This is a genomic window from Pseudomonas sp. SIMBA_067, from assembly GCF_046534675.1.
Classification (GTDB): Bacteria; Pseudomonadota; Gammaproteobacteria; order Pseudomonadales; family Pseudomonadaceae; genus Aquipseudomonas; species Aquipseudomonas putida.
The window spans coordinates 119,485-142,781 of sequence record NZ_JAWRYH010000011.1; the positions used below are offsets into that span (position 1 = coordinate 119,485).

The 23,297-nt window shown below is 60.3% G+C and carries 23 protein-coding genes and 3 pseudogenes; 14 read left to right on the top strand and 12 right to left on the bottom strand.

What is annotated here, in order from left to right; translation table 11 throughout:
• The first annotated feature begins 60 nt into the window (after positions 1-60).
• From SB765_RS22195 to SB765_RS22210, 4 genes and pseudogenes are all read left to right on the top strand, one after another.
• Positions 61-609: a sigma-70 family RNA polymerase sigma factor gene (locus tag SB765_RS22195; RefSeq protein WP_410931954.1), complete on the top strand. Its 549-nt coding sequence runs from the start codon at positions 61-63 to the stop codon at positions 607-609.
• Complete coding sequence (locus SB765_RS22200) at positions 606-1,313, top strand: anti-sigma factor domain-containing protein (RefSeq protein WP_410931955.1); 708 nt, start codon at positions 606-608, stop codon at positions 1,311-1,313. The genes SB765_RS22195 and SB765_RS22200 overlap by 4 nt, the downstream gene beginning before the upstream one ends.
• A gap of 94 nt (positions 1,314-1,407) precedes the next feature.
• Positions 1,408-1,653: pseudogene (locus SB765_RS22205) on the top strand (MerR family transcriptional regulator); the annotation flags it as partial.
• A pseudogene (locus SB765_RS22210) lies at positions 1,646-2,440 on the top strand (tRNA-dihydrouridine synthase); the annotation flags it as partial. The pseudogenes SB765_RS22205 and SB765_RS22210, both read left to right, overlap by 8 nt.
• Positions 2,441-2,468: 28 nt before the next feature.
• On the opposite strand, the gene SB765_RS22215 reads toward SB765_RS22210, so the two are convergent.
• The 4 genes from SB765_RS22215 to SB765_RS22230 form a co-directional block, all read right to left on the bottom strand.
• Entirely contained in the window at positions 2,469-3,692 is a 1,224-nt protein-coding gene (locus SB765_RS22215; RefSeq protein WP_410931956.1) for an amidohydrolase family protein, read from the bottom strand.
• Positions 3,693-3,739: 47 nt separating this feature from the next.
• Positions 3,740-3,997: a DUF2790 domain-containing protein gene (locus tag SB765_RS22220; RefSeq protein WP_061203827.1), complete on the bottom strand. Its 258-nt coding sequence runs from the start codon at positions 3,995-3,997 to the stop codon at positions 3,740-3,742.
• A gap of 66 nt (positions 3,998-4,063) precedes the next feature.
• Positions 4,064-4,534 (bottom strand): cyanase, encoded by a 471-nt coding sequence (gene cynS, locus SB765_RS22225; RefSeq protein ID WP_241799459.1) that lies wholly within the window; start codon positions 4,532-4,534, stop codon positions 4,064-4,066.
• Positions 4,535-4,560: 26 nt separating this feature from the next.
• Positions 4,561-5,220, bottom strand: coding sequence for a carbonic anhydrase (locus SB765_RS22230; protein WP_016500698.1), 660 nt, complete (start codon positions 5,218-5,220; stop codon positions 4,561-4,563).
• A gap of 112 nt (positions 5,221-5,332) precedes the next feature.
• Here SB765_RS22230 and cynR point away from each other — a divergent pair, with 112 nt between their 5' ends.
• Complete coding sequence (gene cynR, locus SB765_RS22235) at positions 5,333-6,244, top strand: transcriptional regulator CynR (protein ID WP_341798069.1); 912 nt, start codon at positions 5,333-5,335, stop codon at positions 6,242-6,244.
• A gap of 80 nt (positions 6,245-6,324) precedes the next feature.
• Here the strand turns inward: cynR and SB765_RS22240 are convergent, their stop codons facing one another.
• From SB765_RS22240 to SB765_RS22250, 3 genes and pseudogenes are all read right to left on the bottom strand, one after another.
• The gene (locus tag SB765_RS22240; RefSeq protein WP_410912125.1) at positions 6,325-6,810 is read right to left on the bottom strand and encodes an AAA family ATPase; all 486 of its coding nucleotides are present in this window, start codon (positions 6,808-6,810) and stop codon (positions 6,325-6,327) included.
• Between the two features lie 98 nt (positions 6,811-6,908).
• Positions 6,909-7,399, bottom strand: a pseudogene (locus SB765_RS22245) (GNAT family N-acetyltransferase).
• A gap of 75 nt (positions 7,400-7,474) precedes the next feature.
• Positions 7,475-7,867 carry a tautomerase family protein gene (locus SB765_RS22250; protein ID WP_410931957.1) on the bottom strand — a complete coding sequence of 131 codons (393 nt, stop codon included), beginning with the start codon at positions 7,865-7,867 and terminating at the stop codon, positions 7,475-7,477.
• A gap of 109 nt (positions 7,868-7,976) precedes the next feature.
• Here SB765_RS22250 and SB765_RS22255 point away from each other — a divergent pair, with 109 nt between their 5' ends.
• The gene (locus tag SB765_RS22255; protein ID WP_410931958.1) at positions 7,977-8,858 is read left to right on the top strand and encodes a LysR family transcriptional regulator; all 882 of its coding nucleotides are present in this window, start codon (positions 7,977-7,979) and stop codon (positions 8,856-8,858) included.
• A gap of 117 nt (positions 8,859-8,975) precedes the next feature.
• Here the strand turns inward: SB765_RS22255 and SB765_RS22260 are convergent, their stop codons facing one another.
• Positions 8,976-10,565 carry an NCS1 family nucleobase:cation symporter-1 gene (locus tag SB765_RS22260; protein ID WP_410931959.1) on the bottom strand — a complete coding sequence of 530 codons (1,590 nt, stop codon included), beginning with the start codon at positions 10,563-10,565 and terminating at the stop codon, positions 8,976-8,978.
• A gap of 226 nt (positions 10,566-10,791) precedes the next feature.
• Here SB765_RS22260 and SB765_RS22265 point away from each other — a divergent pair, with 226 nt between their 5' ends.
• Together SB765_RS22265 and SB765_RS22270 are read left to right on the top strand one after the other, a co-directional pair.
• A complete protein-coding gene (locus SB765_RS22265) occupies positions 10,792-11,826 on the top strand; it encodes a L,D-transpeptidase (RefSeq protein WP_341798073.1) in 1,035 nt (344 codons plus the stop codon).
• A gap of 85 nt (positions 11,827-11,911) precedes the next feature.
• Positions 11,912-12,628, top strand: coding sequence for a murein L,D-transpeptidase catalytic domain family protein (locus tag SB765_RS22270; RefSeq protein WP_410912117.1), 717 nt, complete (start codon positions 11,912-11,914; stop codon positions 12,626-12,628).
• A 69-nt stretch (positions 12,629-12,697) separates the two neighbouring features.
• Here the strand turns inward: SB765_RS22270 and SB765_RS22275 are convergent, their stop codons facing one another.
• Together SB765_RS22275 and SB765_RS22280 are read right to left on the bottom strand one after the other, a co-directional pair.
• A complete protein-coding gene (locus SB765_RS22275; RefSeq protein WP_338746672.1) occupies positions 12,698-13,402 on the bottom strand; it encodes an SDR family oxidoreductase in 705 nt (234 codons plus the stop codon).
• Between the two features lie 97 nt (positions 13,403-13,499).
• A complete protein-coding gene (locus tag SB765_RS22280) occupies positions 13,500-14,393 on the bottom strand; it encodes a LysR substrate-binding domain-containing protein (protein WP_341798865.1) in 894 nt (297 codons plus the stop codon).
• Positions 14,394-14,606: 213 nt separating this feature from the next.
• On the opposite strand from SB765_RS22280, the gene SB765_RS22285 reads away from it, so the two are divergent.
• The 6 genes from SB765_RS22285 to SB765_RS22310 all read left to right on the top strand — a co-directional run bounded on the left by SB765_RS22285 (position 14,607) and on the right by SB765_RS22310 (position 20,167).
• Complete coding sequence (locus SB765_RS22285) at positions 14,607-15,161, top strand: helix-turn-helix domain-containing protein (RefSeq protein WP_016500678.1); 555 nt, start codon at positions 14,607-14,609, stop codon at positions 15,159-15,161.
• 27 nt (positions 15,162-15,188) lie between these two features.
• Positions 15,189-16,535, top strand: coding sequence for a glutamine synthetase family protein (locus tag SB765_RS22290; protein ID WP_233692861.1), 1,347 nt, complete (start codon positions 15,189-15,191; stop codon positions 16,533-16,535).
• A gap of 75 nt (positions 16,536-16,610) precedes the next feature.
• On the top strand, positions 16,611-17,384 hold the full coding sequence (locus SB765_RS22295) for a gamma-glutamyl-gamma-aminobutyrate hydrolase family protein (protein ID WP_016500676.1): 774 nt from the start codon (positions 16,611-16,613) through the stop codon (positions 17,382-17,384).
• A 70-nt stretch (positions 17,385-17,454) separates the two neighbouring features.
• Entirely contained in the window at positions 17,455-18,813 is a 1,359-nt protein-coding gene (locus tag SB765_RS22300) for an aspartate aminotransferase family protein (RefSeq protein ID WP_410931960.1), read from the top strand.
• Between the two features lie 133 nt (positions 18,814-18,946).
• Positions 18,947-19,501, top strand: coding sequence for a helix-turn-helix domain-containing protein (locus SB765_RS22305; protein WP_016485777.1), 555 nt, complete (start codon positions 18,947-18,949; stop codon positions 19,499-19,501).
• A gap of 108 nt (positions 19,502-19,609) precedes the next feature.
• Positions 19,610-20,167, top strand: a complete 558-nt coding sequence (locus tag SB765_RS22310; RefSeq protein WP_410912111.1) for a GNAT family N-acetyltransferase — start codon at positions 19,610-19,612, stop codon at positions 20,165-20,167.
• Between the two features lie 14 nt (positions 20,168-20,181).
• Here SB765_RS22310 and SB765_RS22315 read toward each other — a convergent pair whose 3' ends face one another.
• Both SB765_RS22315 and SB765_RS22320 read right to left on the bottom strand, forming a co-directional pair.
• Positions 20,182-20,742: a nucleotidyltransferase family protein gene (locus SB765_RS22315; protein WP_016500673.1), complete on the bottom strand. Its 561-nt coding sequence runs from the start codon at positions 20,740-20,742 to the stop codon at positions 20,182-20,184.
• A 102-nt stretch (positions 20,743-20,844) separates the two neighbouring features.
• Positions 20,845-22,905, bottom strand: coding sequence for a TonB-dependent siderophore receptor (locus tag SB765_RS22320; protein ID WP_410931981.1), 2,061 nt, complete (start codon positions 22,903-22,905; stop codon positions 20,845-20,847).
• Positions 22,906-23,297: the final 392 nt, after the last annotated feature.

The window sequence follows — 23,297 nt, forward strand, 5'->3', positions numbered from 1 at the left end:
GTGCCCCAGGCCGCTAAGCCAGGGCACCGTCCAGGTTTCATGATGAAGGAACGCCCCATTTTGAATTCGCCCGTTGTTCCATTTGATTTCGAGGGCTGTCTTGCCGCTTGTGCCCAAGGAGACCGCCACGCCTTGCAGGCGCTCTATGAGCATGAGGGGGCACGTTTGCTGGGCGTCGCACGGCGCATCGTGCGCGATCACGCGAGCGCGGAGGACATCGTTCACGATGCCTTTGTGCGTATCTGGACACGTGCTGCCAGCTATGACCCATCGCGCGGTTCAGCCCGAGGCTGGGTGTACAGCATCACCCGTCACCTGGCGCTGAACTTCGTGCGTGACGGCCGCTGGGAAACCGACCTGGGCGAGCCTGGCATGATCGCGGCTGTAACCCTGGCCCCGGAGCTGGACGACCTGCAACTGTGGTCAGGTTCGGCGAAAATCTATCGCTGCCTTGAGCAACTGCAACCCTCTCCCCAGCGTTGCATCCTGCATGCGTATGTGGACGGTTGCAGCAATGCCGAAATCGCAACCCTGCTGGGTGCGCCGTTGGGCACCGTGAAGGCATGGATCAAGCGAAGCCTGAAGGCCCTGCGGGAGTGCATGACATGAAGCGTACCCCAGGTGATGACAGCGCCGAGGACCTGGACGACCTGGCAGCCGAGTATGTGCTGGGTACCTTGAGTGGCGAGCAGCGTGCTGCCATGCAGGACCGGTTGAAAACGGAGCCGGCCGTACGAGCCGCGGTTGATGCCTGGGAGGCGCGACTGCTCGAACTGACCACGCAGGTTGAACCCATCACGCCAAGCCACCGCTTGTGGGGCCGGATCGAGCGCAGCCTTGAAGAGGCTTACCCGCCCAGGCATCCACGCGCTGGCTGGTGGCAGCGGCTTGGACTCTGGCAGGGCTTGAGCGCTGCGGGGCTTGCAGCGAGCTTGCTTCTGGCCTTGGCGCTGTTGACCAAGGCACCGCCTGTGACCACCTACATGGTGGTGCTCGTGGCGCCGTCGGGCCAGGCCCCGGGTTGGGTAGTGCAAGCCAACGATGCGAGCATGATCGAACTGATCCCCCTTGGCGTGGACGATGTGCCCGAAGGCATGACCTTGCAGTTCTGGACCAAGGGCGAGCAATGGCGCGCACCTGTTTCGCTGGGGTTGGTCAAACCGGGCGAACAGTACCGCGTGCCGCTGAGGCGCTTGCCTGCGCTTGAGCCGAACCAGTTGTTCGAGCTGACCCTTGAGAAAGCGGGGGGCTCTCCTACTGGTGCTCCAACAGGCCCGGTCAAGTTCATCGGCCGCGCAGTGAAAGTAATATGACGTAGGCGGGCCCAGGCAATACTGATTCGCTTGGCTGACCGATGACTCCAGCTTTAAAGTCAACTCAGGGTCGATAGCATTTTCAGGGTGGGTTATGAGAATTGGCGAACTGGCGAAAATCAGCGGGTTGGCACCGTCACGCATCCGGTTCTACGAGGCAAGCGGCTTGATCAGATCTGTCGAGCGCAAAGCAAATGGCTACAGGGACTACGCGCCTGATACCCAGTGGGTTCTGCAGATCATCACCGGGGCGCAGGCGGCGGGTTTTTCATTGGACGAAATCCGCCAACTGATGCCGATGAATGCCAGCGGCTGGCAGCACGATGAGTTGCTCAGCGGCCCTCGGCGAGCGCGCAGGGTTCACTGGCGTGGAAATCCACGCTGCCCATGGCTATTTACTGAGCCAGTTCCTGTCGCCGTTGACCAACCAGAGGACGGACGAGTGGGGCGGGGCTCTGGAAAACAGGGCACGCCTGTTGCTCGAAATCGTCAAGGCGGTCAGGGCTGTGGTTTCTGCGGATTTTGCAGTGGCGGTCAAGCTCAACTCGGCTGATTTCCAGCGCGGAGGCTTCACCGCCGATGACGCGAAAAGGGTAGTTGGGTGGCTCAACGACCTGGGCGTGGATATGGTGGAGTTGTCGGGAGGCAGCTACGAAGTACCGGCCATGCAAGGTGACGCGCGCGATGGCCGTACCCTGGCTCGCGAAGCATATTTCGTCGAGTTCGCCCGTGATATCCAGACCGTCGCCAGGATGCCGGTGATGGTCACCGGCGGTATACGTCGCCGCCCGGTGGCCGAAAGCGTCGTGCAGCGGGGTGTGGACATGGTGGGCATCGGAACCGCGTTAGCCATCGACCCGCATTTGCCTCGTGACTGGCTGCAGGGCAAGGACAATGCCCCGCAATTGCCGCCCATCACCTGGAAAAACAAAGCCCTGGCAGCCTTGGCGAACATGGCAGTAGTGAAGTACCAATTGCGCAAACTCAGCCGAGCTAAAAAGCCCGACCCGAGTGTTTCACCAGTACGCGCGCTGATCTTGCAACAGCTCTCCATGGCCGTTCGTACTCGCCAGTATCGGAGATGGATAGAAAAGGCTTCGCCTAATGGGCTGGGAGACGCAGGGTGAGCATGCCCTGGAACACTCCCCGATGACCTCAGAATGCGACTGACCTGCGGTGCTCAGCGGTTGCCACCACCCTGCCGCGCTTGAGTACCACCAGCCGTGTCGGCAGGTCGAGAATGACATCGCCCACAGCCCGGCAATCCACCATCACCAGGTCGGCATCATTGCCCACCGCCAAACCGTGGCGTTTCAAGCCCAAGGCTTTGGCAGGGTTGGTCGTGAGCATCGACAACACGGTGGCCTGATCATCCGCGCCGCCCAAGTGGCACGCGGGAATGGCCAGTTGCGCAATGTGCAGCAGGTCGCCAGTGCCATACGGTGTGAATGCGTTGCGGATGTTGTTGGTGGCCAGGCAAACCGTGACACCGCCGTCGCGCAGTGCACGCACCGGTGTCAGGGTGCGTCTGACATTGTGACTGTCACCCCGAGCCCCCAGGTGCAGGTCGGTGGCGGGCAGGCACATCACGCTGATGTCGGCCTCACGTAGCAACGCAATCACCTGTGCCTGTCGCGCTGGCGAGGCGGCGGCCAGGCTGGTCAAATGCCCAACGCAGACCCGTCCCTGGTAGCCTTCGGCAATGGTTCGACGTGCCACGTACTCGATGGTCATGTGCTCGGCGTCATCGGCGAAGTCCTGGTGCAAGTCGATGTCTTTGCCGTAGCGCTTGGCCAAGTCAAAGACGAAATCAATGTGCTCCGGCGGCGACACGTCGTTGTAGGGAATGCCGCCCACCACATCGGCGCCCATCTCCATTGCCTGGGCCATCATGGCCTGCATGCCAGGCAGCTTGAGAATGCCTTCTTGCGGAAAGGCCACGACCTGGATGTCGATCACCTCTCGGAACTGCTCGCGCAACTCCAGCACCACTTCGAGCCCGGTGAAGCCTTGGGCGGGGTCGAACTCGGCATGGGCACGTACATGCGTGGTACCGGCCTGAACCAGTGCGCGCAGCACCTGGATCGAACGTTCGCGGATATCCTCACGGGTCAGTGTGGGCTTCAGTTCGGCGGTGACGGCGATCGCTTCCTTCAAGGTGCCGGAACGGTTGGCCTTGCGGTGCATCACGTTGGCTTTTTCCAGGTGCAGGTGGCCTTCGACAAACCCGGGAACAAGCACTTTGCCGTCGCCTTGGATTTCGTGCGCTGCGGTGGTGGCGATGTGTTGCGCGATCTCGGCGATTTTGCCTGCTTGCACGGCCACGTCTACCAGTGGCTGGGCGTCGTCAATGCGTACATTGCGAAAGATAAGGTCCATCAACTTCAGTCCTCATATAGAGTGCTGCCGCGCTGCGAAGGCCGGGCTCAGTTATTCGAGCAGCCATTGCCCATCACGCGGTATTCAAGCACATGCTCATTGCCTTGGGAGTCTTCGTACGTCATGCGAGCGGGTACCACCTCGCAGACATCAGGTACCTGGCTCATGGAAATGACGCGAGCGATATCGAGGTGCCGGGAGTAGCTGTATTGTTCAACCGGTGCCTGCTCGACCTGATGCTCGACGTCGGTCGCCATCGCCACGTTGCACAGCCCGCCTAGTATCAATGCGAACAACGCTTTCATTTTTGATCACCTTCAGGTTGTGGCTCGGCCGCAACATTGCGGCCGCGCCCATGTGTTGCAGCCAGATCAGAACGGTTTGGTGGGCAGGTATTTGCCATCCAGGGTGATCACCGCGCGCGAGCCACCCTCGGGGTCTTCGACTTTCTGGATGTCCAGCTTGAAATTGATGGCGCTGATAATGCCGTCGCCGAACTTTTCATGAACCAGCGCCTTCAAGGTGGTGCCGTACACCTGCAACATCTCGTAAAAGCGGTAGATGGTCGGGTCGGTCGGGACGCCATTTTGAATGCTGCCGCGCAGTGGCACGGTCTGCAGCAGTGCAATGCCGTCCGCGTCGAGGCCGAGCTTGTCACCCACCACCTGGGCGGCGGTCGCCGGCAACGGGTGCTGGCCCAACAGTGCTGCGGTGACGAACGCTTCGGACAAGCCGGTGCCTTCGGTGATCTGGGAGAACGACAGGTCTTTGCGGGCTTTGGCCAGAAGGATGACTTCGCTCAGGGCAAGGCGGGCGTTCTGGCTGATTTGCGATTGGATCATGGTGTTTCTCCTTGGTTGAAAAATACTTAGGCAACACGCTTGGGTTGATGGGAAACGGCGTGTACTTCGGGGTTGTGGGCGAGGGATACGAATGTGCCTGTACCGCCATCGAAGGCCTCGATTAGCCCGCTTTCGATGTCGTAGATCCAGCCATGCAATGTCACGCGGCCTTCTTCCAGGGCCAGGCGCACCGAGGGGTGGGTCTGGATGTTGGCAAGCTGGGCGATCACGTTTTCGCGCACCATGGCCTCGACCTTGGCCTGCGGGCCGAAATGGTTGCGGGCTTCGTTTACCACTCGTGCGGAATCGGCGTAGCGCAGCCAGCCGGCCACTGCGGGCATGTGGTCCAGGCATTTGCAGGTGGCGATGGCCGTCATGGCACCGCAATCGGAGTGGCCGCAGATGACGATGTCGGAAACCTGCAGGGCCGCCACGGCGTATTCCACCGAGGCCGATACGCCTCCAGGCTCGGGTCCGTAGGACGGCACGATGTTGCCTGCATTGCGGATGACGAACAGGTCTCCGGGTTCACGCTGGGTGACCAGCTCCGGCACCAGGCGGCTGTCGGAACATGAGATGAACAAAGCACGTGGGCTCTGCTGGCTGGCCAGGTCCTTGAACAGTTTGACGCGCTCGGGGTAGGCCTCTTTCTGGAACTTCAGAAACCCGTCGATGATGTCTTTCATGGTTGACTCCTTGAATGACGCGATGTGTTGAAGCAAAGGTTACGCAGGCCTTTCAATAAGGTAAAAGTCTGATTTATGATCTGGTAGATCAGATAATCTTATAGGTGCGTCCATGCTTGCCCGACACATCCAGTACTTCATCGCAGTGGCAAACCATCGCAGTTTCACGCGCGCTGCAGCGGCCTTGCATGTCTCTCAACCGGCCTTGTCGCAGCAGGTCCGGCAGCTGGAAGAGAGCCTCGGCACAACGTTGTTCGATCGCTCCGGCCGCACCACGCGGCTGACGGATGCCGGCGAGGTGTATCTGCGCTATGCCAAGCGGGCCGCGCAAGAACTGCAGGAGGCAAAGCGAGCCATTGATGACCTCGGCGATCTGAGCCGCGGGTCACTTAGGGTGGGGGTAACACCGACATTCACCAGCTATCTCGTTGGCCCGCTGGTTGAAGCGTTCCATGGCCGCTACCCGAACATCACGCTGGTGGTGCGAGAGATCGCCCAAGAGGCGATGGAAGAATTGTTGTTGGCCGACGAGGTTGATGTGGGCATAGCGTTCGACAACGGCCATCATCTGGACCTGGAGGCCCAAGCGCTCTTGGTCGAAACCCTCGCGCTGGTGGTAGGCAAGCAGCATCCCCTCGCCACGACGGCCAGTATTGGCCTGGAGGCGTTGAACTCAGAATCGTTGATACTCTTGAGCGCCGAATTTGCCACGCGTGAGCAGATCGACAGCTACTGCCGCCAGCACAACATTCGCCCTCACGTACAAGTGGAAGCCAATACCATCAGTGCGCTTATCGAAGTGGTCAGCAGGACCACGCTCTCGACCTTGTTGCCGGCCACCATCGCCCAGGCTCACGAGCAGCTGGTCGCTATCGAGCTTGACCAGCAGCGCTTGCAGCGCACTGCTGTTCTGATGCAACGAAGAGGGGTTTACCAAACGGCTGCAGCGAGAGCCTTTGTCGAACTGGCGATGAAAGTGGCCAAGCAACTTGAGGCGCCCGGCTGCTCCGCCCGGTTGATGTAGAAGGGCGCGATTGACTGCTATCGACCCATAGAGGCCATCCGATGTGGGCCGCTAGCGGCCCAAGTCCGCATTAGAGATCGTCATTGTCGGTGAATTTTAATCTGAAGCCCTTCATCCTCATGTGGCGCTCGAAAGTAGCTAGTGATCAGATCGAACTCCGCGTCAGTCGCCGCAAACTCATGCTCACCACGGTGGTTGCGAAGATGCAACCTTTCTCGACAGGTATCGTCGTCCACCTCGATGTAGTGGACGCAATGTGAAACCTCGGCTGCGTCAGCCAGGTTGCGCAGCCATAGTCGATCTTGAGGAGTATTTGCAGGTAAATCCAAAACGACAGTCACTCCAGCCCGAAGAAGATCGATGACGAGCGGGCCCAGCACCTGCCGAATCTGGTGCGCAAGACGCACATAGTCGTTTACTGACTTAATCTGTTCAGGGTATAGCCGTGAGAGCCAATGATCCTCACTCAGCAGAACCGTCGATACTTCAACTGCCAAGCTTTTGGCTAGCGTTGACTTACCGGATGCAATTTTTCCTGAGATGAGATGCAGCACTGGCTTGGGCATAGAGACTCTCCTTGTCGAACCCCGATGATGCTCATTGAAAAGCACCGAAGCAATCACCGAGCATTCACACGTCCGCTCTCGTTCGAAAGAGGTCACTATCAGATGATGGATTTGGCCATTTCCGACGTTCCAGTCCAACCGCTCTGCTCATAGATCGGTTTACCCGTCTGGGTGGCATGCAGGACAGCGAAAGTGATTCCTCGGCGAGCGAACTCGGCGTCAGCAGCTTGCATTAATGCCGAAGCTAAACCTCGGCGGCGATAGGCCGGCTCGACGAACACATTCAACACATACCCACGCTTATCCAGGGTTGGGTGCGATGGATGGGGAGGCCAGTCAATACTCATCAAGGCAATGGTTGCGACGGTTGATCGCCATCCAGGAGTTTGAATCCGTAATACCTGCCGTCACCGAGCCGCTTCTACAACCATGGGCGAAAGTGCTGAGTCATGATCTGTAGTTCTTCAGGATTTCCACCCGCCTCAAGAAACATCTCCTGGCGATGTGAGCAGATCATTTCTATGTCAAAGGGCCCAACACGCCGGCACTCCAGACCGCAAATTTCTACACATCCTTGTAGTTCGATCATCGTTTATCCAACGTCCGTAGCAGCGATTCATAATGAGGCAGACTATGGCATCACGAGGCGTATTTGCAATCACCATCATGGATGGTGAAGCGTGTACTCCTGACTCAAACCGCCGTATCCGTAAGCGCTGGCTCGGCAGTCGATCACATGGATGTTGGAGTGCGGATGTACATTTCCTATTTCTTGTGCCAGTAGTTCGAACGCATCGTGTTGGAAGCGTGCCTTCTGCGCCTTGGTATTGGTTTCATCGGTGATGGTGACTTCCAGGCGGAACGAGTTACGGCCTTGTTCTGCTAGTGATCGACTATCGATGAACCAATGCTCATGGGGCAGAAACTGCAACATCACCATGGTCTGCTCCGGTCGCTTATCCAGTACTTCACAGGTGAGGGCGGTAAGTTTGGGGACGATACTGCGGATCAGCTCACTGTCCGGCTCGCCAGAAATATTGAGTGTAAGACCAGGCATGATTGACTCCTCTGCTGGAAATGGGTGGCCCGCGCAGACTAGGAGGTTGCGGTGATGATGAAAAGCCGGAAGATGTGCATCTATCTATCAGTAAAACCGCAGGATGAATATGCGTCCCTTCGATCTTGATCTCTTGCGTTCCTTCTCTGTCGTCGTGGAGCTTGGCAGCCTATCGCAGGCCGCACCGCATCTGTGCCGCTCGCAATCGGCGTTAAGCGAGCAATTGCGCAAGCTCGAAGCGTTCGCCGGAGTTACGCTGCTGGAACGAGGCAAAACGGGCGTTTGGCCCACACCGGCAGGCAAGCGATTACTGGTACATGCCCGGGAGCTGCTGGCCTTGAGTGATCGCGCGCTTGAAGACGTACGCGGAGTGACATTTGCGGGCGAGTTGAGACTGGCAATCACCGACTACTTTCTGCCTGGCTCGATTACCGAGCTGTTGAAACAACTACGCCTTAGTTATCCGCGTCTTAGAGTGCACGTCTCGGTGCAGAAGAGCATGGAAATAGAGAGCCGGTCTGATCCGTTTGACTTCGACATAGGCCTCTCGATGCGCATACTAGACGGCCGTAGCCTGCCCGAGGGTATCCCGTTACGTCGAGAAGCGTTGCATTGGCTATCGGCTCCTGGGTTTGAAGCGCCGAACGAAGGAGAGAGTTCGTTGCCACTGCTGGTACTGCCCCAGGGATGCGGCCTTCAGCGCCTGGCCCGAGAGATGCTGGACGCACACAAGGTGCCTTATGTCATTGCGCATTCCGCGTCCGGCGTAGCAGGGCTGCAATCAGCGCTGATGGCAGGACTGGGAGTCGCTTGCCTGAATGCTTCGGCGGTGCCGCCGGGAGCAGAGGTTTTCAGGCCGGTCCTTCCTCTGCCAATATTGCCCGAAGTTGAGTTCAGCCTTTTACCTGAGCGTGCTGGGGAACCTGAGCTGGTTGGTGCTGTGCGGGAAATGCTTGCCAGCAAATTTCGCGGTTGGGATACAAATCTCTGAAGTGAATAGGCCGCGTTTCAACTAGTGCGGTGAGGTTCAGCTACTGGCAGGAAGCGGTCATAGCAGAACGTCTGCAATGGGTCGAAAGCAGCCACACATGGCTGCTTTCAATCCCGGTCAGTGCTGCGCGCTATCTACCGCAATGCTTTCGCCGGACACTTCCAGGTACCTGGCGCTTCGATTGGCAATGGCGTAATGAATCAATCCGCCCAAACCCGCCCCGAAGAACCAGGAGAACTGCGACAGCGTCTCGAACGCCGGCACCAGTGCCAGCACGATGGCGATCAGCGCAGCGGGTATGAACGCCGCGACGGCGCGCAGGTTGACCCCGCCGCTGTAGTGATAGGCGGCCGCTGTGCTTTCGCTGTACAGCTGCGGCAGGTTCACCCGGCTGCGGCGTACCAGGTAATAGTCGGTGACGATGATGCCGTACAGCGGGCCGAGCAGGGCGCCCAGGCCGCCAAGGAAATACACGATCACGGACGGGCTGTTGTACAAGTGCCAGGGCAGGATCACCACCGCGATGGCGGCGCTGAGCAGGCCTGCGCGGCGGAAGTTCAGCAGGTTCGGCGCCAGGTTGGCGAGCACGTAGGCCGGGGCGACGAAGTTGGCCATGATGTTCACCGCCACGGTAACGATCAGGAAGGCCAGGCAGGCCAGCACCAGGCCGGCGGTGTCGGGGATGGCGGCGACGATTTCGGTCGGGCCCTGCACCAGCTTGCCGTCGATGCTGAACTGCGCACCGGCCAGCACCACGGCGATCAGCGCGAAGCCGAGCATGTTCACCGGCAGGCCCCAGAAGTTGCCCACGCTGATGGTGCGCCGGTCCGGGCAGTTACGGGTAAAGTCGCAGAAGTTGAGAATCATGGTGCCGTACAGCGAGACCCACAACGCAGCGGCGCCGAGCACCTTCAGCCACATTGTGGAGCCGGTTGGCGCGTTGCCGCTCGACCAGGCGATCGTCAGGCCGCTGCGCCAGTACATCCAGCCCGCCAGGCAAGCGAAAGCTACCAGAATGATCGGCCCGGTGATGGACTCGAAGCGGCGCACCATCTCCATGCCGTAGGCGAAGATCGCCACCTGTACGCACCAGATGCCGAGGAAGGTGAGCCAGCCCAGGGTCGACAGGCCGAGGATCGAGTTCTGGTCATAGGCCTTGAGGTCTGGAGCGATGGCGGTCAGCAGCACGCGCAAGACAACCGAGGCGAGGTAGGTCTGGATGCCGAACCAGGCAATGGCGATCACGGCGCGGATCAGCGCCGGGATCTGCGCCCCATGAATGCCGAAGCTGATTCGGCACAGGACGGGGTATGGCAGGCCGGTCTTCTGGCCCATGTAGCCGGACAGGTTCATCAGGCCGTAGATCACCAGCGCGCCGAGCGCGAAGGCGGAGAGGATCTGCGCGCCGCTCATGCCCAGGGCGAAGAGGCCGATGGCGAAGGAATAGTTGGCGATGTTATGCACATCGTTGGTCCACAGCGCAAACAGGCTGTAGCGCCCCCAGGTGCGATTTGCCGCGCGAGTCGGTGCAAGGTCGGCACTATACAGGCGCGGGCTCAACGCCAGCGGGCTGGGCCCAGCCGTATCGGCGGGGAGAGCATCGAGCTGGTCAACATCGGAACGTGAAATCGACGCCATCGGAACTCCGTGATGGTTGTGTACTTTTATTTTTGGATTTGTATACAGACAAGAATCATACCAACCCATGCGTATGGCCAGATCTAGGGTTTCAGCGCCTTCATCCGGCAAGTTCCATGGCGTGCGCTGCGCTTTTGAGTGGGAATTTTGTGCACATTTACTGTGCACAGTTGTTACCACCAGCTCCCGGTCTGGTCGCGTGGTATTCCGACAGCCTGGGCCGGTGCGTTGAACGTGTGGCTTTGCGGGTCATGTTCCGACTAAGCTGGCGGCAGGGTTCTATGGGGGCAATAGGATGTTGCATGTAACGCTCGGGCTGGGTCTGTTACTCACCGCTGCCTTGGTCGAAGCGGCTCCACTGCAGGTGCCCACACCGGCTGCACTCAGGAGCCAGCTTGAAAGCCTCAAGCCTGGCCAGTTTCTCTGGTACCCGCAGGTCTCGCCGGTGGGGCCGGTGACCGTCGTGGTCAGCCTTACCGAGCAACGTGCCTACGTTTATCGCAATGGCATTGCCATTGGTGTCAGCACCGTGAGCAGCGGCAAGGCAGGGCGGGAAACCCCCACCGGGGTATTCAGCATTCTGCAGAAGAAGGTCGAGCATAAGTCCAGCCTCTACAACAGCGCACCGATGCCCTACATGGAGCGCCTGACGTGGGACGGCATTGCCCTGCACGCAGGCCATCTACCGGGGTACCCCGCCTCGCATGGTTGCGTGCGCCTGCCGATGGACTTTGCCAAGAAGCTGTACGAAGTCACCGGTTTCAGTTCGACCACCGTCATCGTTTCCGATACCAGCAGTGCCCCGGTGGAGGTCTACCACCCCGGCGTGCTGGCGCCCACGGTCAGCGATGGCAAGGCCCAAGGCCCGCTGATACTGAGCAACCAGCAATTCTGGAACGACCCAGACCCCACGGCAGGGCCCCTGTCGATCCTGATCAGCCGCGCCGACTTGCGTGCCTACGTGTATCGCGGTGGCCAGTTGGTCGGCTCGGCGCCAGCACTTTCGCCTGAAGGCAGCCAGCATCGCAGTGGCATGGCGGTGTATTCCCTGCTGCAAAAACCATCCGCCCTGGCACTCGATGGCGCGCTACCCTTACGGTGGTCGGTGGTGGGCCTGAGCAACCCGGAGTACGGGAATACCCCCTATGAACAACTGGGGCAACTGAACATCAACCCGGAGTTTCGCCGTCATTTACGCACGGCGATGGACGTCGGCACGATGCTGGTGATCACCGACTGGGCGTCCACCCGGGAAACCCGCACCGAAGGAAAATTCACGGTGATCACCACCGAAGGCAGTGAAGAATCTAAACCATTGGTCAAGAAGTGATCGGCTTTCCTGAGGTAATCAAGCAAAGTAGCCGCTTTTGGCTGCAAACAAGGCAAGAAAAGACAGGTTTTCAACAGGGTATTCCATGTCGATGTTCGAACCATTGCGGGGAGCCTTCCGGTTCTCAGCGGCCAGTATTGGCCTGTTTTTCCTCAGCGCCTGGCACGCTGCCTACGCGCAACCCCTGCCTAGCGCTGCCGAGCTGCAGCAGTTGGCGCCTAACGCCAGCCTTTCGACCCTGGCTCTGGCACTCACCGCCTACGCGTGCGCCAGTCACAGCGACGCGGACAAGTTGCTGACGGTGATCGATTACTCCAAGGCTTCGCGTGACAAGCGCCTGTGGGTGTTCGACCTGCGCGCCAGGAAGCTGTTGTTCGAGGAGTGGGTCGCCCATGGCAAGAACAGCGGCGCTGATGTGCCGACCACGTTCTCCAACGCGCCGAACAGCTACCAGTCCTCCATCGGCCTGTATGAAACCGGTCAGACCTACAGCGGCAAGCACGGCCGCTCGCTGCGCCTGCAGGGGCTGGAGCCGGGGTTTAACGATAACAGCATGTCGCGGGCGATCGTGATGCATGCCGCTGCGTATGCCGACCCCAAGGTCGTGCCCGGCCTCGGGCGCCTGGGGCGCAGCCAGGGCTGCCCTGCGGTTCGGCCGGCAATTGCCGGCAAGCTGATCGAGACGCTGCAGCGCGGCAGCTACGTGTTTGCCTATTATCCCCAGCAAGACTGGCTGAAGAAATCGCGTTTTCTTAACGCCCAGAGCTGTCCGCTCGTTAATCAATCGGTTGCCAGCAAGTAACTTGTCTCATTCCCTGGCTTGCGCGGCCCCTCGCAGGACCGCAGCAGCGCACACCACGGCCACAGGCAATCACACGCTGCGTGTCAGGCCGCCGTCGACCTTGATGTTTTGCCCGGTGATATAGGCAGCGCCCTCGCTGGCGAGAAACGCGATGGTGGCGGCGATTTCCTCGCTGGTGCCATAGCGTTTGAGCGGCACGCTGTCGCGGCGTTGTTCGGTGGCCGGCAGGCTGTCGATCCAGCCGGGGAGCACGTTGTTGATGCGCACGTTATCCCCGGCAAAATTGTCGGCGAAGATCTTGGTGAATGCGGCCAGGCCCGAGCGGAAAACAGCGGATGTCGGGAACAGCTCATTCGGCTCGAACGCCCAGGCGGTGGAAATGTTGATGATCACGCCCCCCTTCTGGCGTTGCATGTAAGGCGTTACCAGGCGAGTAGGGCGAATGACATTCAGCAGGTAGGTGTCCATGCCCTTGTGCCAGTCCTCGTCGCTGATCTCCAGGATCGGTGCGCGCGGACCATGGCCGGCGCTGTTGACCAGCACGTCGACGCGGCCCCACTTTTCCACCACGGCGTCGACCAGGCGTTTCAGGTCATCAACTGACTGGTTGCTGCCGGTTACGCCAATGCCGCCAAGCTCGGCAGCCAGTGCTTCGCCCTTGCCCGAAGAGGAAAGGATGCCAACCTTGAAGCCGTCAGCGGCCAGGCGCCGTGCTGCTGCCGCGCCCATACCGCTGCCACCGGCCGTGATAATCGCAACTTTTTCTACTGACATGCTGCCTCCAACGTGAACGGTTGATTGCTTAGGTGCAACCACCTTAGCAGCAGCCCCAGCGGTGAGGGAGGCAGCCAAACTTTACCGTGGCAGTAGATTAACTATTGTCAGCCTGTTGCTTGAGCCAGCGCTGCACAACGCTTAGCGACTCAGGCTGCTGCAGCTTGCGTGGCCACACCAGATAGAACGACTTATCGAGCCTGAGCTGCTGACCGAAGACCTGCACCAGCCTGCCCGCAACGATTTCATCGCTGACGAACGCCAGGCTGGCCAAAGCAATGCCTTGACCACTGATGGCCGCGTCGATGGCCAATGAAGTCTGATTGAACCGCAGGTTTTTCGCAGTCGGTTGGGTGTGTTGCGGGAACACTGCAGCAAGGTACTGAGGCCAGAAATTATGGGCATCGTGCAGCATGATGAATTCTTGAAGCTGGGCAAAGCTGGCGGGGGCATGAGTGCCTTCAAACAGCTTTGGGCTGGCCACGGCAACGATGCGCTGCTCCATCAGCAGTTCGCTGTTCAAACCCGCGCCGATTTCGGGCTTGCCATAGCGCACTGCGATATCCACGCCATCGGTGCTGAAGTGCGACAGCCGATCTGTGGCCAGCACACGCAGATCGATGTCTGGGTAGCTTTGCGCAAAGCTGCCCAGCCTCGGAATAAGCCATTTGGAGGCAAAGGTAGGTGTAACGCTGACCGTAAGGTGCGACGGCTGCGGCCGGAGCAGGCGGGTGGCTTCATCGATCATCGCCAAGGCGCTGCGAATGCTGGTGCTGTAACCCAGGCCCGCATCGGTCAGCGCCAGGCCCCGGGGCAGGCGCTCGAACAGGCGAAGGTTCAGGTTCGCTTCCAGCCCGCGTATCTGTTGCGCGACTGCCGCCTGGGTCACACCCAGTTCCTCGGCAGCCAGGCGGAAGTTCAGGTGGCGGGCAACCACTTCAAACACGCGTAGCGCGTTAAGCGGCGGCAATTCAGGGAAACCGTTTGGCATGACGAGGGCAATGGCCGGGCTGGGAAGATTCACCCCCGAGGCTACTCCCTGAGCACCTCTAAAGAAACCCGCGGCACCGCTGCCAATCCGGATCCTTGCACCCCAAACCCTCTGTTCGCTGCTGCACAAATTCAGCGTTCGGCTTGACTCGTGAAAATTTTCATGTAATTTTTCATGAAAAATAACTCTAAAAATTTCACGGCAGCCCAATCGATGAAGATGCACGAAGAGGTAGAAGCCCTCGCGATCCTTATTCACGACCTGCGCAAATTCAAGAACCTGACCCTGGGCGAGCTGGCCGAGCGCATCAACCGCTCGGTCGGCTTCCTCTCTCAGGTCGAACGCGGTGTTTCGCGCCCTACCGTGGCGGACCTCACTGCCATCAGCGAAGCGCTCGGCGTATCGACCGCGTACTTCTACAACCTGAGCAAGCCCCGCAGCATTGGTTGGGTCACGCGCCCCCACGAGCGGCGCACGCTGTACCTGGAGTCGGGCATTACTGATGTGCTGGCTTCGCCCACCATCGCCGGTGCCTTCGCCATGCTCGACAGCCATCTGGAGCCAGGCGCCACCAGTGGCGAGGCATACCTGAGTGACCGTTCCGAGCAGGGTTGTTTCGTGCTTGAGGGCGAACTCACGGTATGGCTGGACGACGGCGAGGCCGTGACCCTGCAGGCCAACGACTGCTTCCAGGTGCAACCCCACGCGCAGTTCCGTTACGCCAACCTGACGGCAAAACCCACCCGCGTGCTCTGGGTCTTCAATTGAATTCGTTCACCTCACAAGGATAAGAAGATGAGTGTCATCTTTGCGGATCTGCTGGCTGAAGTGCGCTCGTTCCGAGCGGAGCACCCAGAAATTCGTTATGTCGACCTGATTGCGCTGGATATCCCCGGGCACTTCTACGGCAAGCGCTACCCCATGGACATGCTGGAGAAAGTCGCAGCCGGCGCGCCGCTGAAGCTGCCGCAGAACTGCGTGTTGTTGGGTACCCAGGGTGGCCTTTACCCGATTGGCGATTACTGCTTTGCCGACGGCGACCCGGATGCTGCCCGGCGCCTGGTGCCGGGTACCCTGAAGCCGGTGCGCTGGGAAAAGGAAGTGATTGCCCAGATGCTCATCACCTCCGACGGCACCGACAAGCCGATCGAGTTCGAGCCCCGTGAAGTGCTGGCCCGCGTGATTCAGCGCCTGGCCAAACGCGGCATACGCCCGGTGGTGGCTTTCGAGCTGGAGTTCTACCTGTTCGACCGCAAGCTCGACAACGGCCTGCCACAGTACCCGCGGGACACGGCGACCGGGGACGAGGACGACCAGCCGAACATGCACATCGAGCGGCTTTCACGCTTCTCGTCGGTGCTGCACGAGATGGTCGATGGCGCCAACGAGCAGGGCGTGCCGGCAAACGTCATTACCGCAGAGCTGGGCCCCGGCCAGTTCGAGATCAACTTCTCCCACAGCGACGATGCCCTGAGCGCGGCGGACTGGTCGGCGCTGTTCTGCCGCAGCACCCGTGGTATCGCGATGAAACACGGCTACCGTGCCAGCTTCATGAGCAAGCCATACCTGGACGCGCCGGGCAGCGGCATGCATGTGCACGTCAGCCTGTATGACGCTGCCGGCAACAACATCCTGGCCGGCGCTGAACAGCGCAAGCTGCGCCATGCAGTGGCGGGGTGCCTGGAGCTGCTGCCGCACTGCATGCCGATCTTCGCCCCCAACCACAATGCTTACCGCCGCTACGGCGCCATGGTGAACGCGGCGAGCAAGGCCAGCTGGGGCTTCGAAGACCGTGATGCGTGCATTCGCATCCCCGAGTCCGACCCGCGCAACCTGCGCATCGAACACCGCATCGCCGGTGCCGATGCCAACCCGTACCTGGTGTTGGCGGCCATCCTGACCGGCATGGAGCATGGCCTGGACCGCGGCGTCGAGCCCATCGCCCCGCTGAACGAAAACCGTCAGAGCGGCATCGACTTCCCCAAGGATGCCCTCAGCGCCCTGGCCGCCATGCGTCACCACCCGGTGGTCAACGAAGGCCTGGGCAGTGAGTTCGTGATGGTCTATTGCGAAAACAAATACCAGGAGCAACTGGACTTCATGCGCCACATCGATGCCCGCGAATACCGCTGGTTCCTGTAGGTGCCGAAGGTCGAACAGCGACGCTGCACCCTCCCTTTCAACACAACGCGCAATATGGATTTGCCGGAGGAAGATATGCCACGTGTGCCCGTTATCGGCATTACCGCATGCACCAGCATGATCGAGCTGCATGCAACCCAGACCATCAGCGAGAAGTACGCACGCGCGGCAGCCAAGGCAGCGTGTGGGCTGCCCATCGTGATTCCCAGCCTCGGTGAACTGATGGACAGCGCCGATATTCTCGACGTGGTGGATGGGCTGATCTTCACCGGTTCGCCGTCCAACATCGAGCCGTTCCATTACAACGGCGCGGCCAGTGCAGCGGGCACCCATCACGACCCGCTGCGTGATGCCACCACGTTGCCGCTGATGCGTGCGGCCATCGCCGCCGGCGTGCCGGTGCTCGGCATTTGCCGTGGCTTCCAGGAAATGAACGTGGCACTTGGCGGCACCCTGCACCAGAAGGTCCACGAGACCGGTGTGTTCATGGACCACCGCGAAGGCAAGGGTGAGCCCATCGACAAGCAGTATGGGCCGCGCCACACCATGCATGTAGAGCCCGGCGGCCTGCTCGACCGCATGGGCTTGCCGGCGGTCTTCGACGTCAACTCCATCCATGGCCAGGGCATCGATGTACTGGCCCCGGGGCTACGGGTGGAAGCGCTGGCACCCGATGGCCTGGTGGAAGCGATTTCGGTCGAGAACGGCAAGGGGTTTGCCCTGGCCGTGCAATGGCACCCCGAGTTCCAGGTCATGGACAACCCGCATTACCTGACCATCTTCCAGTCGTTTGGCAAGGCCTGCCGGCATCGCTCGGTACTGCGCCAGAGGCTGTTGCTGTCGGCCTGAACGCCGACCGTTACCAACTATAAAAAGTACCCGCGCAGCCTGGCTGCGCCACTTGATGGAGTAGAAGTCAATGAGTGAAAAGAATTCGCAGACCCTTGCCTGGCAATCGATGAGCCGCGACCACCACCTGGCTCCGTTCAGCGATGTCAAACAACTGGCCGAGAAAGGCCCGCGCATCATCACCTCGGCCAAGGGCGTGTACCTGTGGGACAGCGAGGGCAACAAGATTCTTGATGGCATGGCGGGCCTGTGGTGCGTGGCGGTCGGCTACGGTCGCGATGAGCTGGCCGAGGTCGCCAGCCAGCAGATGAAGCAGCTGCCTTACTACAACCTGTTCTTCCAGACCGCGCACCCGCCTGCGCTGGAGCTGGCCAAGGCAATCGCCGATGTGGCGCCGCAAGGCATGAACCACGTGTTCTTCACCGGCTCCGGTTCCGAAGGTAACGACACCGTGCTGCGCATGGTTCGCCATTACTGGGCGCTGAAGGGCAAGAAGAACAAGCAGGTCATCATTGGCCGCATCAACGGTTACCACGGCTCTACCGTGGCGGGCGCAGCCTTGGGCGGCATGAGCGGCATGCACCAGCAGGGCGGGGTAATCCCGGATATCGTGCATATTCCGCAGCCATACTGGTTCGGCGAAGGCGGTGACATGACCGAGGCCGAGTTCGGTGTGTGGGCGGCCGAGCAGTTGGAGAAGAAGATCCTCGAAGTTGGCGTTGACAACGTTGCCGCCTTCATCGCCGAGCCGATCCAGGGTGCCGGTGGCGTGATAATTCCGCCGCAAACCTACTGGCCGAAGGTCAAGGAAATCCTGGCCAGGTACGACATCCTCTTCGTCGCCGACGAAGTGATTTGCGGTTTTGGCCGTACCGGTAAGTGGTTCGGTACCGACTACTACGACCTCAAGCCCGACCTGATGACCATTGCCAAGGGCCTGACCTCTGGTTACATCCCCATGGGCGGGGTGATCGTGCGTGACGAAGTGGCCAAGGTCATCAGCGAAGGCGGCGACTTCAACCACGGCTTCACCTATTCCGGCCACCCGGTGGCGGCTGCGGTGGGCCTGGAGAACCTGCGCATCCTGCGTGATGAGCAGATCATCCAGCAGGTGCACGATAAAACCGCGCCTTATCTGCAACAACGCCTGCGCGAACTGGCTGACCACCCGCTGGTAGGCGAAGTGCGCGGCCTGGGCATGCTCGGCGCAATCGAGCTGGTGAAAGACAAGGCCACCCGCGCCCGGTACGAAGGCAAAGGTGTCGGCATGATCTGCCGCCAGCACTGCTTCGACAATGGCCTGATCATGCGCGCCGTGGGCGACACCATGATCATCGCGCCGCCGCTGGTGATCAGCATCGAAGAGATCGACGAGCTGGTGGAAAAAGCCCGCAAGTGCCTGGACCTGACCTATGAGGCTGTTTGCTGAAGACACCGGGGCCGCAAGGCGGCCCCGGATTGCTTGCCTCACAGGGAGCAAATCCTTCAAGCAATTTGCTTTGTGAGATGAATCATGTACTTTTCAGGGCATTATTTTCCCGTCCGAAAGTCGCGATTCAACTATGAAAGTGCACGAAGAAATCGAAGGCCTGGCAGTACTGATTCGCGACCTGCGCAAGTTCAAAGGCCTGACGCTGGGTGAGCTGGCGCAGCGTATCGGCCGTTCGGTGGGCTTTCTGTCCCAGGTCGAACGGGGCGTATCGCGCCCGACCGTGGCCGACCTTACGGCTATTAGCGAAGAGCTCGGCGTCTCGACCGCCTACTTCTACAAACTGGACAAGCCCCGCGAGCTCGACTGGGTCACCCGCCCTCACGAGCGGCGCACGCTTCACCTGGCCGGTGGCATCACCGATGTGCTGGCATCCCCTACGATAACGGGCGCGTTCTCCATGCTCGATAGCCACCTGGAGCCAGGGGCGAGCAGTGGCGAGGAGTACCTGGACGACAGCTCAGAGCAGGGCTGCTTTGTGCTCGAAGGCGAGTTGACTGTGTGGCTGGGTGGCGGCGAGCCGGTAACGCTGCGCGCCAGTGACAGTTTTCAACTGCAACCCCACGCCAGTTTTCGCTACGCCAACCTCACCGACAAGCCTACCCGCGTGCTTTGGGTGTTCAGCTGAGAGGCGTCTGGATGCAGGTCACATAGGTAAGCTGTTGTCCCGCTCGACAAGAAACGACCCAGCGCAGACTATCAGAAGCTTCCACAAGGATGCCCAGGAACGAATGCCATGGATTGCTTGCCGACGCTGTATACCGATCGCCTTGTACTCACGCCCCTGCGACTGGAGGATGCACCTGCAATCCAGAAGTTGTTCCCGCAATGGGAAGTTGTCCGCTACCTCGATCGTCGCGTCCCATGGCCATACCCGGAAGACGGTGCGCTGGTTTATGTGCGGGATATCGCCCTGCCTGCCATGGCTGCGGGCCGTGAATGGCACTGGATGATCCGCCTGCGCAACGAGGCTGACTGCACCATTGGCAGCATCAGTTTGTATGAGCAGCCTGGAAACAACAGAGGCTTCTGGCTTGCGCCGCAGTGGTGGGGCATGGGCTACATGCGCGAAGCCTGCAGGGTTATCAACGCCTATTGGTTCGAGGCGTTGTCACGCCCGCTCATGCAGGTTCCCAAAGCCGTTGCCAACCATGCCTCGCGCAAGGTTTCAGAGCATGAGGGCATGCGTAGGGTGAGTACCCGTGATGGATATTTTGTTTCTGGGCCAATGCAGGTCGAGGTATGGGAGATGACCCGCAGTGAGTGGTTCGGCGGGTCGAAAACCGGACAGTAGCTTGAGCATTCTGGTCACTCGACCAAGACAAGCCATGGCCAACGCTCCCGGTAGCTGGCGGCTTTTTCCCTGAACAAGCCTGGCCGTGGGTTCAGCTCGTTCATGTTCAGCAGATCGTGCTGCAGGTCATCCAGGCCATGGGTGCTGTACAACGTGCCCGTGCACACATCAACCCCAAGGCAGGTCGAGCGGATCAGGTAGCGGTCGATGCCATCCGTGACCTTGAGCAATGGCGAGTAAGCACCGCCGAATTTCCCCTGGTACCACAGGTGGACGCGGGCCTGGTTGCGCACTTCCACGTTGACGCCCAAGTGCGCGCAGGCCTGCTGCACCCTGGTGATAACCCGGTCCTCTGCCTCCCAGGACACGTCGGCGTCGAAATAGGCGATGTCATAGTCCTTGATACCCCAGCCGGCAGGCAGCCCTGCGCGGTGGTTCCAGAAGGTCTGGAACAGGGCGCCTGCCACCAGCATGCAGTGGGGGATCTCCAGCGTTGCCAGCAGCGCCAGAAGTGCTCGGTTTACCGGGTTCTCGCGGATGATCGCCAGTACCTGCTCGTCAGTCAGTGAATGCATGGGTACCGTCCTTGATGGTTGCATTGCAGGGGCTGAGCTTACCTGAATGGCGCCAGGCCCATCACTGGATGCCGTACAGTGCGCCGCTACACACGGGCGGGGTCAATACTTCCAGGTCACCGAAGCCGTCAGGTTGCGGGGCGCACCATAGCTGGCGGTTGTCGCGTTGTTGTACAGCGACAGGAGGTATTTGCGGTCGGTGACGTTGTTCAGGTTCAGCGACGTGCTCCAGTTGCTGTCAATGTCGTAGCTGGTCATCAGGTCAACCAGACCGTAGGCGTTCTGGTGGATGGCGCTGTTGGTGTCGTTCTCGACGCCGGTCTGCCAGCTGACACGGGCACCAACCTTCATCTGTGGCAGGGTCGGCAAGCGGTAAGTGACCATGCCGCGCAAGCTGTGGGCCGGCACATATTTGCGCGCACGCTCGCCGTTGTCATCGTCAATACGTACATAGGTGTAGCCGGCGAGCAGGTCGAGCCCTGGCGCCACTTCGCCGGACGCCTGCAGCTCTACGCCGTGGCTCTTGAAGTCGCCCGGAGTGTAAACCTCCTGAACCCCGTCGAATCCGGCATCCACGGCCACGTTGCGCTGCTCGGTCTTGAACAGCGCAGCGGTCAGGTGCAGGCGCTGGTCCATCACGCTGCCTTTTACGCCCACTTCCATGCTCTTGCCTTCCAGTGGGTCGAGCAGCTTGCCGTCGGTACCGACCACGTTGTATTGCGGGTTGTAGATCTTGGTCCAGCTGCCGTAGATGCTCCATACCTCGTTCAGGTCGTAGACCAGGCCGGTGTAGGGCGTGACCTTGCCGTGGGCGCGCGTGGAGTGTTCTGAACCGTAGCTCTCGCCCTTGCCGTCGGCGCTGAGCATGCGTGCACCGGCTATCCAGTGCAGGTTATCGACCAGGCTGAAGCGCGCACCGGCGAATACGCTTTTTTGCGTGTCCTGGAAGTTCTGCGCCAGGTCGTCACTGGTGACGCCAAACGAGGGCATAGGCGTATTGCCCGCCAGGATGCCCGAGAACGACGTGTTGAAGAAACTGCCATGCTCCAGGTCTTCGTCATACTCCTGGCCTTTTTGATGCGTGCGCCCGTACGCGGCACCGAAGGTCAGCTGGTGCTCGCGACCGAACAGGCTGAACGGGCCTTGCACCTTGGCCTCGCCCAGCAACTGGTGGGCCTCGCTGCGGGTGTGGTTGGCATACGCGTCGGCAACATCACCGGAGACGCCACCGACATAGAGCATGTTGGTGTTCTGCTTTTCCTGCTGCCCGGTGGCCGTGAGCGTGGCGTTCCAGTCATTGCCGAAATCATGCTTAAGCTCGACGAAGGCCCGCTGGGTGTGCAGGTTCCAGTAGGTCCACGGCTGGCCGATGCTGTTGCTGCGCCCGCTGTAGTGGATGGCATTGCCGTCATTGTCCACCAGTGGCAGGTTTCCCCAGGTGCTGCCGTTGGAATCACTGTTGTGCTGGGAGAAGCCCACAGTCACGGTGTCGGCGTCGGACACATCGAACGCCAGCAGGCCGGCAGCAACGTTGCGCTCGTGGCTGTAGCGGTCCATCCATGAGTTGCCCTTGTCGTGGGAGTAGATGAACCGGCCGCGCACATTGCCGCTGTCGGTCAGCGGGCCTGCAACATCGACGTCGATACGGCGGCTGTCCCACGAGCCGACGCTGGTGTCGACCTGCGCCTGGAAGGTATCTGTCGGGCGTTTACGCACGAAGTTGACCGTGGCCGACGGGTTGCCGGCACCACTCATCAAGCCATTGGCGCCGTGCAACACGTCGATCTGCTCGTACTCGGCCAGGTCCTGATCACCTACCAGCGTGCTGCTTACGAAGGGCATGCCCGTACCATCGTATTCGAAGGTATTGATGTCGAAGCCACGCGAGGTGAATTCGGTACGGTCGGTTTCGGTTTGCTCGACGGTTACCGACGGTGCTGCGCGCAGTGCGTCCTTGATACCGGTGATCTTGAAATCGTCCAGCGCCTGGCGGGTGATGGTTGTCACGCCCTGCGGGGTCTGCTTGTCGGTCAGGCCCAGTTTGGTGGTGCTGGATGAAGCCCTGCCTTCGTAGCCCTGGCTCACGCCATCCACCACTTCGCTCGTGCTGTCGATCTGGGTCGCGGGCAGGGTGAGGTTGTCGGCGGCATGAACGACAGGCATGGCGCCGCATGCGCCGACCAGCAAGAGGCGGGCAGGGAGATGACGTTTCACGGGGAATTCCTGAGGCGGGGGACTGATAAAAGGGTTACAGATTTCGTGCGAATGAGAAGCTACATCAAATGGGAATTTATATTGATAAATAATGTTTCATGCTTCTTCACATCTCGCGAAACAAGGCCTGGGTGGATGGCAGCAGCTAGCCGGTGCTCACGCAGGTTTCAAGCGGCTGCCGCGAGCAGCCTTGAAAGCGTTGGTTACAGTGCCCTGCGCTGTCTTGCGGCTGCCAGGGCCATAGTTCATACGTGTTCCGGGTCATCGCTCGAATCGGGGGGGACCGCTGGTCGCTTTGGCTTCGCAAGCGCTAGATTTGATCCGGATTTTGTACGATGATT

What these genes read in the sequence shown, in the direction of transcription:
- SB765_RS22280 (WP_341798865.1), bottom strand. Translation starts at nt 14,393, where the DNA reads ATGCCAAACGGTTTCCCTGAATTGCCGCCGCTTAACGCGCTACGCGTG.
- SB765_RS22320 (WP_410931981.1), bottom strand. Translation starts at nt 22,905, where the DNA reads ATGCCTGTCGTTCATGCCGCCGACAACCTCACCCTGCCCGCGACCCAG.
- SB765_RS22300 (WP_410931960.1), top strand. Translation starts at nt 17,455, where the DNA reads ATGAGTGAAAAGAATTCGCAGACCCTTGCCTGGCAATCGATGAGCCGC.
- SB765_RS22310 (WP_410912111.1), top strand. Translation starts at nt 19,610, where the DNA reads ATGGATTGCTTGCCGACGCTGTATACCGATCGCCTTGTACTCACGCCC.
- SB765_RS22290 (WP_233692861.1), top strand. Translation starts at nt 15,189, where the DNA reads ATGAGTGTCATCTTTGCGGATCTGCTGGCTGAAGTGCGCTCGTTCCGA.
- SB765_RS22255 (WP_410931958.1), top strand. Translation starts at nt 7,977, where the DNA reads ATGCGTCCCTTCGATCTTGATCTCTTGCGTTCCTTCTCTGTCGTCGTG.
- SB765_RS22265 (WP_341798073.1), top strand. Translation starts at nt 10,792, where the DNA reads ATGTTGCATGTAACGCTCGGGCTGGGTCTGTTACTCACCGCTGCCTTG.
- SB765_RS22315 (WP_016500673.1), bottom strand. Translation starts at nt 20,742, where the DNA reads ATGCATTCACTGACTGACGAGCAGGTACTGGCGATCATCCGCGAGAAC.
- cynS (WP_241799459.1), bottom strand. Translation starts at nt 4,534, where the DNA reads ATGATCCAATCGCAAATCAGCCAGAACGCCCGCCTTGCCCTGAGCGAA.
- SB765_RS22285 (WP_016500678.1), top strand. Translation starts at nt 14,607, where the DNA reads ATGAAGATGCACGAAGAGGTAGAAGCCCTCGCGATCCTTATTCACGAC.
- SB765_RS22240 (WP_410912125.1), bottom strand. Translation starts at nt 6,810, where the DNA reads ATGCCCAAGCCAGTGCTGCATCTCATCTCAGGAAAAATTGCATCCGGT.
- SB765_RS22275 (WP_338746672.1), bottom strand. Translation starts at nt 13,402, where the DNA reads ATGTCAGTAGAAAAAGTTGCGATTATCACGGCCGGTGGCAGCGGTATG.
- SB765_RS22270 (WP_410912117.1), top strand. Translation starts at nt 11,912, where the DNA reads ATGTCGATGTTCGAACCATTGCGGGGAGCCTTCCGGTTCTCAGCGGCC.
- SB765_RS22230 (WP_016500698.1), bottom strand. Translation starts at nt 5,220, where the DNA reads ATGAAAGACATCATCGACGGGTTTCTGAAGTTCCAGAAAGAGGCCTAC.
- SB765_RS22215 (WP_410931956.1), bottom strand. Translation starts at nt 3,692, where the DNA reads ATGGACCTTATCTTTCGCAATGTACGCATTGACGACGCCCAGCCACTG.
- SB765_RS22295 (WP_016500676.1), top strand. Translation starts at nt 16,611, where the DNA reads ATGCCACGTGTGCCCGTTATCGGCATTACCGCATGCACCAGCATGATC.
- SB765_RS22260 (WP_410931959.1), bottom strand. Translation starts at nt 10,565, where the DNA reads ATGGGTTGGTATGATTCTTGTCTGTATACAAATCCAAAAATAAAAGTA.
- SB765_RS22220 (WP_061203827.1), bottom strand. Translation starts at nt 3,997, where the DNA reads ATGAAAGCGTTGTTCGCATTGATACTAGGCGGGCTGTGCAACGTGGCG.
- cynR (WP_341798069.1), top strand. Translation starts at nt 5,333, where the DNA reads ATGCTTGCCCGACACATCCAGTACTTCATCGCAGTGGCAAACCATCGC.
- SB765_RS22200 (WP_410931955.1), top strand. Translation starts at nt 606, where the DNA reads ATGAAGCGTACCCCAGGTGATGACAGCGCCGAGGACCTGGACGACCTG.
- SB765_RS22250 (WP_410931957.1), bottom strand. Translation starts at nt 7,867, where the DNA reads ATGCCTGGTCTTACACTCAATATTTCTGGCGAGCCGGACAGTGAGCTG.
- SB765_RS22305 (WP_016485777.1), top strand. Translation starts at nt 18,947, where the DNA reads ATGAAAGTGCACGAAGAAATCGAAGGCCTGGCAGTACTGATTCGCGAC.